Source organism: Nitratidesulfovibrio oxamicus (genome assembly GCF_015731765.1).
Classification (GTDB): domain Bacteria; phylum Desulfobacterota; class Desulfovibrionia; order Desulfovibrionales; family Desulfovibrionaceae; genus Cupidesulfovibrio; species Cupidesulfovibrio oxamicus.
Genome location: NZ_VRYY01000679.1, coordinates 1 through 11,696, shown reverse-complemented (window position 1 = coordinate 11,696; position 11,696 = coordinate 1). Strand labels below are relative to the sequence as shown.

The 11,696-nt window shown below is 61.6% G+C and carries 11 protein-coding genes; all 11 read right to left on the bottom strand.

Annotation, left to right across the window (positions count from 1 at the left end):
• Nucleotides 1–458, bottom strand: a 458-nt coding sequence (locus tag FVW20_RS17195; RefSeq protein WP_196610541.1) for a 4Fe-4S dicluster domain-containing protein, incomplete at its 3' end; no start/stop codon positions are given.
• Nucleotides 459–620: 162 nt separating this feature from the next.
• Nucleotides 621–2,057, bottom strand: coding sequence for an FAD-binding oxidoreductase (locus FVW20_RS17190; RefSeq protein ID WP_196610540.1), 1,437 nt, complete (start codon nt 2,055–2,057; stop codon nt 621–623).
• A 151-nt stretch (nt 2,058–2,208) separates the two neighbouring features.
• Entirely contained in the window at nt 2,209–2,670 is a 462-nt protein-coding gene (gene smpB, locus FVW20_RS17185) for an SsrA-binding protein SmpB (protein ID WP_007527135.1), read from the bottom strand.
• A 933-nt stretch (nt 2,671–3,603) separates the two neighbouring features.
• On the bottom strand, nt 3,604–5,217 hold the full coding sequence (locus FVW20_RS17180; protein ID WP_196610539.1) for a hypothetical protein: 1,614 nt from the start codon (nt 5,215–5,217) through the stop codon (nt 3,604–3,606).
• A gap of 79 nt (nt 5,218–5,296) precedes the next feature.
• On the bottom strand, nt 5,297–6,346 hold the full coding sequence (locus FVW20_RS17175) for an IS481 family transposase (protein WP_196610538.1): 1,050 nt from the start codon (nt 6,344–6,346) through the stop codon (nt 5,297–5,299).
• Between the two features lie 252 nt (nt 6,347–6,598).
• Nucleotides 6,599–8,374: a phosphoenolpyruvate--protein phosphotransferase gene (gene ptsP / locus FVW20_RS17170; RefSeq protein WP_196610537.1), complete on the bottom strand. Its 1,776-nt coding sequence runs from the start codon at nt 8,372–8,374 to the stop codon at nt 6,599–6,601.
• A 3-nt stretch (nt 8,375–8,377) separates the two neighbouring features.
• Nucleotides 8,378–8,674: an HPr family phosphocarrier protein gene (locus FVW20_RS17165; protein WP_015946498.1), complete on the bottom strand. Its 297-nt coding sequence runs from the start codon at nt 8,672–8,674 to the stop codon at nt 8,378–8,380.
• Nucleotides 8,675–8,728: 54 nt separating this feature from the next.
• Nucleotides 8,729–9,508 (bottom strand): PTS system mannose/fructose/sorbose family transporter subunit IID, encoded by a 780-nt coding sequence (locus FVW20_RS17160; protein ID WP_015946499.1) that lies wholly within the window; start codon nt 9,506–9,508, stop codon nt 8,729–8,731.
• A gap of 88 nt (nt 9,509–9,596) precedes the next feature.
• Entirely contained in the window at nt 9,597–10,436 is an 840-nt protein-coding gene (gene rsmI, locus FVW20_RS17155; protein WP_196610536.1) for a 16S rRNA (cytidine(1402)-2'-O)-methyltransferase, read from the bottom strand.
• Nucleotides 10,378–10,818 (bottom strand): YraN family protein, encoded by a 441-nt coding sequence (locus tag FVW20_RS17150; protein WP_196610535.1) that lies wholly within the window; start codon nt 10,816–10,818, stop codon nt 10,378–10,380. The genes rsmI and FVW20_RS17150 overlap by 59 nt, the downstream gene beginning before the upstream one ends.
• A complete protein-coding gene (rnhB, locus tag FVW20_RS17145) occupies nt 10,815–11,615 on the bottom strand; it encodes a ribonuclease HII (RefSeq protein ID WP_196610542.1) in 801 nt (266 codons plus the stop codon). Before rnhB ends, FVW20_RS17150 begins: the two co-directional genes overlap by 4 nt.
• Nucleotides 11,616–11,696 lie beyond the last annotated feature (81 nt).

The window sequence follows — 11,696 nt, the reverse complement described above, 5'->3', positions numbered from 1 at the left end:
ATGGCGGCGGCGGACCGCAGCATGTGCTGCACGCCGTCCGGCACCACGGCGCCGGGCACCACGCGGGTCATTTGGGCCAGCGCGGGCCACAGCAGGCGGCCATGCCCTATCCATTGCTTCCATAACCATTGTTGCCAGTTGGGGTGTCTGGCGCGCAGGGCGGCCAGCGCCTTCGGCACCGATAGCCCCTGCGGGCAGATGGCCGCGCAGCGTCCGCAGGACAGGCAGCGGTCGGCCAGTTCGCGCGCGGGCTTCAGGCCAAGGCGCCCCGGTTCGTCGCGCAGGGCGGCGAACACCAGATGCTTGGCGCGGGGCGAAAGTTCTTCCTGCCCGGTGGTCAGAAAGGCAGGGCACACGGCGGTGCACTGGCCGCACAGCAGGCAGGCGCGGGGCTGCCCGGCGGTGTCGCCCGGCGCGCCGCCGTTCGTCGTGGATCTGGAGGTGGTGTCCGTGCTCATGGTGTGTTGCCGCCCCCTAGGGGCGCTTATAAATTAGGATTTTTGCTCCGTTGGCAAGGAAAACGAGTCAGCCATTAGGGAGTATACTCTTCTGGTATTCGACCGACATGGCAGACGAAGTTTGACGAAGCCAACGGACGAAAAGACAATTTAGAAGTGCCCCTAGTAGGCTTTGTCCGGGTTCATGATGCCCAGCGGGTCGAAGGCGTGCTTCACCTGGCGCATCAATTCCGTTTCCAGGGGCGAAAGTTGCAGGTGCAGGAATTCCTTCTTGGCCATGCCCACGCCGTGCTCGCCGGAAAGGGTGCCGTCCATGGAGCGGACAAGGCGCATCACTTCCACCGTGGCGGCGTCGGCGCGGGTGGTTTCCGAAGGGTCTGCCCCGTCGTACATGATGTTCACGTGGATGTTGCCGTCGCCCACGTGGCCGTAGGTGAGGATGGGCAGGTCGTGCGCTTGCGCGATGGCCCGGATGCCCGTCAGCGCGTCCAGCAGGCGACCGCGCGGCACGGCGATGTCCTCGCCGATCTTGTTGGGCCGCACCAGGTACGCCGAAGGGCTGATGCCGCGTCGCATGGCCCACAGGGGTTCTTCCTCGTCGCGGCCCACACCGTGGGCGGACCACACCGGCGGTTCGTTGCCGGTAGCGTCACCGGGCGCGTCACCGGATGTGCCATCGCTGGTGTGCAGGGCGTCGTGCATGCGGCGCACCTCCAGCGGCAGCGATTCGCGGCTGCCGTCCAGGCGGATCAGCAGCGCGCCGCGCACGCTGTCGGGCCACGGGGGCGTTTGGCGGCGGGCCACGCAGTCCAGCACTTCCGGGCTCAGGAATTCCAGCGCCACCGGCAGGATGCCCGCGCGGAAGATGCGGCGCACGCCGTGCATGGCCGCTTCCATGGAGGCGAAACCGGCCAGCAGGGTGGCCGTGGCCTGCGGCAGGGGCAGGAGCTTCAGCGCGATGCGGGTGACGATGCCCAGCGTGCCTTCAGACCCCACGAACAGGCGGGTAAGGTCCAGCCCCACCACGTTCTTGTGGCAGCGGCCCCCGGTGTGCAGCACCCTGCCGCCGGGCAGCACCGCCGTCAGCCCCAGCACGTATTCGCGGGTGACGCCGTACTTCAGGGCGCGCATGCCGCCCGCGCAGGTGGCCACGTTGCCGCCGATGGTGGAAATGTCGATGCTGGCCGGGTCCGGCGGGTAGAACAGGCCGCGCGCCTCCACGGCGCGTTGCAGGTCGGAGGTGACCACGCCCGGCTCCACCTCGGCCACGAAGTCGTCGTCCGCGATGTCGAGGATGCGGTTCATGTGCAGCAGGGACACCACGATGCCGGGCCGGTCGGGCACGCATGCGCCCACCTGGTTGGAGGCGCGGCCCCGCGCATACACGGGCAGGCGTTCCGCCTGGGCCAGGCGCAGCAGTTCCACCACCTGCGCTTCGGTGGTGGGACGCACCACGGCCAGCGGGGTGCCCATGCGGCGGCCCGCATCGGTGGCGAAGACCAGGGTCTGCTCCGGCGTGAGCAGCAGTGCATCACCGGGAAAGATGTCGCGCAGGGAACGTTCCTGCGTGGCGCTGAGATGGGGAGCTTGGGTGGACACGGGGCTATCCGGGGCTGATGCGGTTGGGGATTGGCTGGGAAATGGCCGGGGGGGGGGGGGGGGTGGTGCAGGTGCAAACCGGGATTTACTGGCGCTGGCGGGTGATGTTCCGCGTCGCCAACGCCAAAAACGGACGGTTTGCTGGGACAGGCTAAAACCGGGCCAGCTCGCGCTCGGTGTCGCGGTCGGCGGCGCGCTTCTTCAGATCCTCGCGCTGGTCGTGCAGCTTCTTGCCGCGGCCCACCGCGATTTCCACCTTTACCCGGCCCTTGCTGAAGTGCAGGTTCACCGGCACCACGGTCAGGCCCTTCTGGGCCACGCGCAGGGCCAGCGTGTTGATCTGCTTCGCATGCAGCAACAGCTTGCGGTCGCGGTCCGGGTCGTGCTGGGCGTAGCCCGCGTTGTCGTAGGGGGCAATGTGCAGGCCCACCAGAAAGGCTTCGCCGTTGCGGAAATCCACGTAGCTGTCGCGAAAGTTCACGTGGCCCGCGCGCAGGCTTTTGACCTCCGAGCCGGTCAGGACGAGGCCCGCCTCCATGAAATCGTCGAGTTCATAGAGATGCCGGGCCTTCTTGTTCTGGGCGATGAGGGCGGGTGAGGGTTTCTTGCTCATATATTTGGGGAATGTTGGTGCAGTTGGTGGCGCGCGTGTGGAGGAAGCCCCGGCGGGGCGGCGGAGGGCGTCGGCTGCGGAACGAAATCGATGCCGGATGCCGGTTCCGCGCGGTGATGTGGCGCGCAAGGGGTTTCAAGACCAGAAATCGGCGGGAATGGCAAGGGTTGGGGGCGGGCGGGTGGGGGAAAGGGGAAGGGGGTGGGGGGGAGGTTGTGCGCAGTTGGGAACGTCTTCTTCGATGAATCTCTTGCCCGCTGGGCAGGCTTGATGCGGTAGCCGGCCCCGAAAACCTGACATGGTTTCTTGATGTCCAGGTGTAGCAAGTCGCTCGGTAACTCACAGATATAACTCAGTATCGACGCTCGTGGCTCAAGGCATGAACGTCTTACCCCGAACCATCCGGCGCAATGCCCGATAAATTGTAGGCCGATTGGGCTTCAGTCTCCTCGAAATGACATCGCCGCCATGCGGCGTTGTCGCAGTGTCAGCGCCTCGTTCAACTGGATATCACCAAGAAGATAGCGCAACCTATGCGACCACGAATCGCGAGCCTACAAACCTGCTGAGCCTTCGGCCTGATACCGCGCCGTTCATTTTTGAACCTGCTACGGGCATATACCGTCGCCTCAGCTCGCGCCTCTCAGGCGCTCCCTGGAAAGCCGCGGTGAACCATTCCCTTTTGTCCGCAAGGCGTCAATTCGGCATTGTTGCGCATGTTCACCTGGGGGCTTGGCGGTTGCTGCTGCGTGACAATGCCGCGGGCCGACTAGATTCCAAGAGATTAATCTGTCAAAGCACTATAATTATCGCATTGTAGGGTTGTAGAGGATGTATTTGGAATGTAGATGTTTTGCTGTTGGGTTTTTAAAGAATATAAATTTAAAAAATTCAAAAATATTTTGCGCGAGGTGCTCCGGTATGGGTGTGTGTTTATTTTTCTGTGCCATTGATTTCGGGGGCTGGGCTGTTGAGAGGGGTGGATAGTTTTGCAATAAATTGGCTGCTGTTCCTGTAAATGACGTCAATATTGAGTTTTTTTAGATCTCCATTTTTTAGGTGAAGAGTCGGTCCGAATATGTATAGATCGCCGCGGATGTTTGCAGTTTCTACCTTTTGTCCTACTAGTGAATAAAAATCTCCGTATATGTAATACAGTGTTTCGGGGTGTGCCTCTGATATGGTCTTTGCAAATGGAGTGCGTGCCCATGCGTTGCCAAAAGCTAGTGCATTAGCTTGGCTGCTATTGTTAAGTGGGTAAATATGTTGGCTTGATCTGATGTCCGGATTTGAGTTTATGATGTTATATATGTCAGTTATGTCTTGCGCTTCTGTGCTGGTGCGATTTTGATGTTGAAAGGTTTTTGGGATGGAAAAAGTTGGAAATAATGTCAATAAAATCAGCGATGCTGATGTTGCAAATTTTGGCGAGATTTTTTCGTGCAGTATTTTGTGGCTAAAGTATAACAGTAGTGGTGTGGTGTGATTTAGGGGAAATAAATATCTTGGTTGGTAATGTTTTATGACAAGAAGGGTGGTGATTATTTGTGCAAGTGTTATATAGGTTAAAATCGTAAGTTCTGTTCTTTTTGTGGTGTTCCTGGAAATGCAAATTGTAAGTGTGGCTATTGCGGTGATGAAGGCCTCTGTATAATAGTTTGTTGCGTAAGCTGTGGCGTTATCTATGATGTTATCAAGCGATACGAAGGTTTGGGGGCCTGAACCGTAGAGTCCGCTACCTTTGCTGATGGTGTCTATGAACTCTATGAAAATGTTAATATTTAACAAGAGTGGCAACCCGATGGTGCAGAATGTGGCTGCTGCTGCAATTGCCCATTTCTTTTTAGCGTTGGGGTTGCGCTGGATAAAGAATGTGAAGGCCATGATGGGGGCGAGCGTTATTTTGTTTAGAGTTCCTATAGTTGCTAGAACACCTGAAATGGCTGCTGTGTTTTTTGCTGTGCTATCTTTGGTTGTCAGTCTGTGGTAAGTTGCAAGGATAATAAGCAACAACAAATTCATTAAGAAGGGGGTAGTGCTTTCGCAGGTGAATCCGTAAAATTCGCTCCCACCTATGTCAGTGACAGGGTATTTATTTACAAATGGCGTCGCGAGTATGCATAGTTGTAGTAGTAGGTCGCATTTGAAGTGTTTTTTTGTGTAGAATGCTAGTGTTGCGTGGGTGATCATGTAGAGAGCAAGAAGTGTCAAGCTGATGCAGTAAATGTATTTTTCAGGTTTGGAAATTACGCTGACTACGATGTTAGTGTTTTCAAATTGAAGTGAGTGTGCTATCCGCAAGACAGCAGCACCAATGAGTTGTGGTGTTATTCCAGGGTGGTATGTGAAGTGTGTTCCGTCAAGATTGGCAAGGCCGAGAGAGCCAATTAAAAAGGCGTAGCTGGGATCTGCGTTAAAGAAGTACCAGTAAGGGCCTCTGTAGTGCTGGTTGGTGATAAACACAGCGAGAATGTAGGCATATGCTGCAGCAAGTAGTAGTGCGAAGCATATTTCCCATGTCTTATTAGTTGGTGCGTTGTGGCTCATTGTCTTTGTATGTTTATTTTTTGTGTGCTTGTACAGAGATAGTGTCCAGCTGACACTGCCGTGCTCGGTGGGATGCTGATCAGGCGGCCTGCTGCCCTTCGTTGCCCTCTTCCGGCTGGCCCTCGGGGCGACCATCAAGGAAGGCTTGGTAGGGTGTCCGCCCGTTCGTGTTTCTGCCTTGGTGCGCCCGTTCGTGGTTATAGCGGTGCAGATAGACATCGAGATCCGTCTGCATTTCGTCCAAGGACTCGTAACAGTTCCTGCGACCCTGAATCCGGAAATGCTCGTCGAGCAATTTCCTGTGCAGTCGCTCCACAAAGCCGTTGCTTTGCCGGCGTCTGACACGAGTTGTCCGGTACTCGATGCCTTCCAGTTGCAAAAACAATTCGTAGGGATGCCTGTCGGCGCGCCCGCAGAATTCCCGGCCATTGTCGGAAAGCACCGTGACGACCGGCGTGTCATGCTCCTCAAAAAAGGGCAGCACAGACTCGTTGAGCATGTGTTCCGCCGTAAGCGGCAGCTTGCTGGTGTACAGCCTGCCGAAGGCGTAGCGGCTGTGGCAGTCGATGGCCGATTGCAGATAGATTTTTCCCACGCCCTTCAGCGTGACTACGAAAAACGTTTCCACGGCGAACAGATCGCCGCTGCACCAGGTTTCGATATGACGCTCCCGGAATTCCGGGCTAAACCGCTCCAAGGTGCAAACATGGTCGTCATTCAGGGCGATTCCGGTATCCCGTATATGCCGCTCCAAGCGCAGCAGCCGCTCATGCCGGGTCAGTATTCCGTTGAGGCTCCAGACTCCCCGCACGCCCCCGGAACTGACCTGAACACCATGCAAAAGCAACTGTTTGGCCACGCGCACCGGGCCATGCGTCGGGAATTCAAGGATGTACGCCAGAATCCTTTCCGCCGTCGCCTCGTCCACCCGGTTCGGGTGCGGTTCTCGTGGTCCCGGCAGGCGGTCCACAAGCCCTTCTGCGCCAAACGTCTGGTAATTGCGACGGATTTCATAGAACTGTTGCCGCGAATGCCCCATGCTGAGGCACGCCTTGCTCACGTTGTCCAGGTCGCTTGCAAGCTCAAGCAGGCTCAATGTCCTTCGTGCTACCTTCTTGTTAGTGGTCATGTCGGTCTCCTTGCTGATGGTTGATGAAGCTTCGCAACCTCATCGCTACCCCTGTCGGGTACGACATGACCACTTCCTTTCGGAGGGACTACTGTCAGGTGATAACTAGCTCAGCACAGTTTTTGTTTTGTATCTTGTTGAGATGGCGTATTCTTAGTAGAATTTGTGGCAGGGGAAGCATGTGGAATTGTACCATAACATCATGTGTCTCTTAGGTTTGTCATGTTGTCGGTATGGGATGTGCTGCCCGCGCTAATCATCCTGGTCCAGCATGGACGAGAAGAACGTCAGCTCTTCCGGGAAGCGATTGTAGATCGTTTCCTTCACCATGCGGTTGATGGTCGAGACGGTGGATGCACTCAGCACGTCGCGCAAGAGTTCCTTGCACTCTTCCATGTTGGTGCGTCGCAGAATGTGCTTGATGCCCGGTATGGCCTGCGGGGCGATGGAAATGGCGTCTATCTGCATGCCCAGCAGGATGGGCAGGCAGTACGGGTCGGACGCCACTTCGCCGCACACGCACACCGATATGCCCATGCGGTGTGCCGAATCCACCACGTACTTGATGGACCGCACGATGGCCGGGTGCAGCGGCTGGTACAGGTACGAGACGTGCTTGTTGCCCCGGTCGATGCCCAGCGAATACTGGATCAGGTCGTTGGTGCCGATGCTGAAGAAGTCCACTTCCTGCGCCAGCGCCTCTGAAATCAGCACGGCGGAGGGCAGTTCCACCATGATGCCCACGGGCATGTCCGGGTCGTAGGGCAGGCCTGCCGCGTCCAGTTCGGCCCGCACCTCGTTCAGGATGTGCTTGGCCTGCCGCAGTTCGTGCAGCCCCGAGATCATGGGGAACAGCAGCGAGGCGGAGCCGTGCGCGCTGGCTCGCAGGATGGCCCGCAACTGCCGCCGGAACACGTCCTGATGGCGCAGGCAGAAGCGGATGGCCCGCAGGCCGAGGGCCGGGTTGGGTTCTTCCAGTTGGCTCTGCTCGGACAGCATCTTGTCCGCGCCCACGTCCAGCGTGCGGAACACCACCCGCCGGGGCGAAAGCAACCCGGCAAGCTGGGAATACTCGTCGTACAGTTCTTCCTCGGTGGGCGAGGTGCGGCGGTTCAGGAAGGCGTACTCGGTGCGGTACAGGCCCACGCCGTCGCCGCCGCCATCCAGCACCTGGGGCACTTCCTCCACCAGTTCGATGTTGGCCTGCACGTCGATGCGGTAGCCGTCCAGGGTTTCCGCGGGCAGGGTGGACTGGCGGCGGATGGACTTCTGATAGTTTTCGAACTGGTACTTGAGGTCGGTGTAGTCGGCCAGTTCCGCCTCGTCCGGGTCCACCAGGATGAGACCGCGCAGGGCGTCCACGATGACCAGGTCGCCGTCGGCCACGGATTCTTCCAGCGCCGAGACGCCGACCACGGCGGGAATCTGCAGGCTGCGCGCCAGAATGCCGGTGTGCGAGGTCTTGCCGCCCTCTGCCGTGGCGAAGGACATGATCTTGACCGTGGGCAGGCCCATGGCGTCCGCCGGAGTCAGGTCGTGGGCCATGAGCACGATGCGCTCGTCCGGGGGGCGCATCGGTTCGGCGTGGCGGCCCACAAGGCGCGTCTGGATGCGTTCGGCCACGGCGCGCACGTCCTGCACGCGCTCGCGGATGTACGGATCCTCTATGGCCGAGAACGCGGCGGCAATGGCCTCCACAGCCTGGTCCAGCGCCCATTCGGCGCAGATGTGATGGTCGCGGATGCGCTGCGAGGCGGCGCGGATAAGCTTGGGATCCTGGCAGATCATCATGTGCGAATTGATGATCGCGGCATGGTCGCGCAGTTCGGCGGGCACGTTGTCGCGGGCGCGGGCAAGGTCGTCGCGCACGTCGCTGGCGGCCTGCTCCAGGCGGGCCACCTCCGAATCCGCCGCACCGGGCGGAATGATTTCGAACGAGACGCTTCTGCGGCGGCGGTTGGTGAAGAACGCCTTGCCGATGGAAACACCCGCCGAAACGGCGATGCCTTGCAGGATCTCGCGCGCCACCGGCTACTCCTCTCGAAAGCGGTTGCGGAACAGTGCGGAAAGGTGCTCCAGCGCGTGGCGCGCGTCGGCCCCCACGCCGCGCAGGGTAAGGCGCGTGCCCTTGGCGGCGGCCAGGGACAGGATGTCCAGAATGCTCTTGGCGTCCACTTCCATGCCGTCCATGGCAAGAAAGAGCTCCGCGCCGAACTTCTGCGCTTCCTGGGCCAGGCGGGCGGCCGGTCTGGCGTGCAGGCCCTGGTCGTTGGCCACGCACACCGTCACGGTAAGTCCTTCCTGCGTCTCTTCGATGGGTTCCTGCACGTCGTGTATCCTGTAGGCTATGGCGTCGGTATGGTTCGTGATGCGGGCGGCTGGCTAAAAACCCCAGGGCAACGGCATCCAATCATCGGCCCACGGCAGGGCGAAGGCCGCGGCGGTGGCGCAGACGGCCAGAAAGATTCGCGAAACGTGAAAACGACCGATCAACCACGAGGCCAGCATGAGCAGCAGCGCGGACAGCGTCCAGCGCGGGGCATGCTGGTGATGCGGCCAGATCAGCCACAACAGGCCCGCCAGCACCACGGCGTTGCACAGCTTCAGCTTTTCGCCCCAGTTGATGAGGTCCCACTGCTTCAGCCGTTGCAGCACCTTCAGCCCTTCGCGCAGGCCCGCAGCAAAGGTGAACAGCTTGAACACCTGCAACGAGACGAACAGCATCAGGCTCCAAAGGAAGGCCGCGCCGTTGTTGCCCGAAACCACCAGCGCGCAGGTGGTCAGCGACCAGAACACCAGCATGCTGCCGCCGAACACCGAATCGCCGATGGCCGAAAGGGTGTACACGGTTGTGTCCTTCAGGCTGCGCAGCACCTCTGCCGGAAAGGTGCCGCGCGCGATGCGCGCCTCCAGCGACAGGAACGTGCCCACCAGCAGCGGCGCCCAGAACGGGTGCGTATTGAAGTGGCGCAGGTAGCGCTTTCGTGCCTCCCGCCGGGCGCGCGGGTCCGGGTAGATGGCGGCCAGTCCCGGCTCCATGGCGAACACGATGCCGATGTTCTGGTGCCCCCGCGTGTTGAACGCCGCGCCCACGAGATACGACCGCAGAAAGCACAGCAGCAGCGTCTTGGCGTCGGGCATGGCGTTGGCGGAAGTGGGCATGGGGCACCGTGGCAAGGCGGTTGTGATGTTGAGATACTGCCTGGTTGGCTGGCCGGGCTGGCGGCGGGATGCGCGCCGGGGAATGTCCCTAGCGCGCGTCCTGCATCAGCTTGTAGATTTCCTTCACCGTCCAGCCCCGGGTTGCCTCATGCACCCGTCGGGCCAGCTCGCGCGGTTTCTCGTCGGGGGCGGCCCTGGCCTCGTCGGCAAGCAAGGCCAGCACCTCTGCGCGCGGTGTGGCGGTCACGGATTCCGGAGGGCCGATGACTACCGTGATTTCTCCAAGTAATTCACGGGTCAGCTGTTCCCTGTCTTCCAGCCGTAGAAGGATAAACTCCTCGTGAGGCTTGGTCAATTCCCGCGCGATACAGCACTCGCGCGGGCCCAGAACGGCGTGGGCGGCGTCCAGCGTATCGGCCAGCCTGTCCTTGCGTTCGAAAAAGACCAAGGTGGTGCGCACGTTTGCGTATTCCGCGAACAGCTTTTCGACGTCCGACCGCTTGCGCGGCGGAAACCCCAGGAAGGTGAACGGTTGCGGTGCAATGCCGCTGCCCGCCAGCGCGGTGACGGGGGCCGAGGGGCCGGGCAGCACCGAAACGTCGATGCCCTCTGCCCGGCAGGCGCGCACCAGCCGAAAGCCGGGGTCGGCCATCAGGGGCATGCCTGCGTCGGAAATGAGCGCGATGTGCGCCCCGGCGCGCAGTTCGTCAAGGATGTGCGGCAGGCGCTCTTCCTCGTTGTGGTCGTGAAAGCTCATGAACCGCCGGGCGGTCAGGCCGCACCGGGCAAACAACTGCCCGGCGCGCCGGGTGTCTTCCGCCAGCACCAGCGCGACGCCTGTCAGCACTTCGCGGGCGCGGGGCGAAAGGTCACCAGGGTTGCCAAGCGGTGTCGCCACCACCCAGAGACGCGGTGAGGTCGAAGGCATGGGGGTAGTGCTCCAGCGTCAGGGTTGCCCCGTCGTGCACCACGCACACGAGGTCGAAACGGCATGGCTTGTCCCAGCAGTCGTGGGCGGCCAGATACTGCCGGGCGGCGCGCACCAGTTTGCCGCGCTTGGCCGGGGTCAGTGCTTCGTCCGGGCGTGCAGGACCGCTGGCGGCGCGGGTTTTCACCTCCACGAACACCAGGGTGCCGCTGTCGTCGCAGACGATGTCCAGTTCAAGGCCGCCGTGCCGCCAGTTGCGGGCCAGCACCCGCAGGCCGCGTTGGATCAGCAGCCGGGCCGCCGCCTCCTCGCCCCGCGCTCCGATGGCTGCATTGTCGGTGGCGGAAGCCGTGGCCGGGGTGGCGGCGCGGGGCGGCGTCACAGCAGCGAACCCTGCGTCTGGGGCGGTTCTGGCCGCACCCCGCGAAAGGTGACCCGGTGTTGCGGGCAGGGGCCGTGTTCGGCAATGGCCGCCATGTGCTCCGCCGTGCCGTACCCCTTGTGCACGGCCAGACCGTAGTGGGGAAAACGGCGGTCCAGTGCGGTCATGAACTGGTCGCGAAACGTCTTGGCCAGGATGGATGCGGCGGACACCGCCGGAACCAGCGCATCGCCCCCCACCACGGCGCGCTGCACGGGTGCGGGAAACGGGGTGGCAGGAGCGGCCTGATCCGAACGGACCGGACGGGGCGGTTGTCCCGCGAACACGGCGGCGGGAATGGTCTTGTCCCCGTCGATGATCAGCGGAACATCGGACAGGCCGAATTTGCCAGATACGCTGGGCAGGCCATGCAGATCGGTCAGGGGCGCCGGAGCCCAGCCGGAGACATTCGCGCCATCCCGCGCCGCGTGGCCGGGGCGCAGGAAACGCACGGCGCGCCACATGGCGTGGAAGGTGGCCTGCAGGATGTTGATGCGCTCGATGTCGCGCGGCCAGACCACGCCCAGGCCCCAAGCCACGGCGTGCTGGCGGATGCGCGGGGCCAGGGCTTCGCGCTTGGCGGCGGTGAGCTTCTTGGAATCGGTCAGCCCGGAAAGGTCGGGCAGCAGGGCGGCCAGGGTGGCCGCGTCGGCGTGGGGAGGCAGGATGACGGCGGCGGCAACCACGGGCCCGGCAAGGCAGCCGCGCCCGGCCTCGTCTATGCCGATGTACGGCGTTGCCGGATGGAGGGGCGCCATGTCCGTCAGCAGGCCCTGCAACGCGCCGGTGGCATCGACCCCGCCACGCGTGGAACGCGCGCGTGGGGCGCTGGCGCGGCG

Excerpts from the sequence above, each read along its gene's own strand:
- rnhB (WP_196610542.1), bottom strand. The coding sequence starts at position 11,615 with ATGGCGCCCCTCCATCCGGCAACGCCGTACATCGGCATAGACGAGGCC.
- FVW20_RS17160 (WP_015946499.1), bottom strand. The coding sequence starts at position 9,508 with ATGCCCACTTCCGCCAACGCCATGCCCGACGCCAAGACGCTGCTGCTG.
- smpB (WP_007527135.1), bottom strand. The coding sequence starts at position 2,670 with ATGAGCAAGAAACCCTCACCCGCCCTCATCGCCCAGAACAAGAAGGCC.
- FVW20_RS17180 (WP_196610539.1), bottom strand. The coding sequence starts at position 5,217 with ATGAGCCACAACGCACCAACTAATAAGACATGGGAAATATGCTTCGCA.
- rsmI (WP_196610536.1), bottom strand. The coding sequence starts at position 10,436 with ATGCCTTCGACCTCACCGCGTCTCTGGGTGGTGGCGACACCGCTTGGC.
- FVW20_RS17175 (WP_196610538.1), bottom strand. The coding sequence starts at position 6,346 with ATGACCACTAACAAGAAGGTAGCACGAAGGACATTGAGCCTGCTTGAG.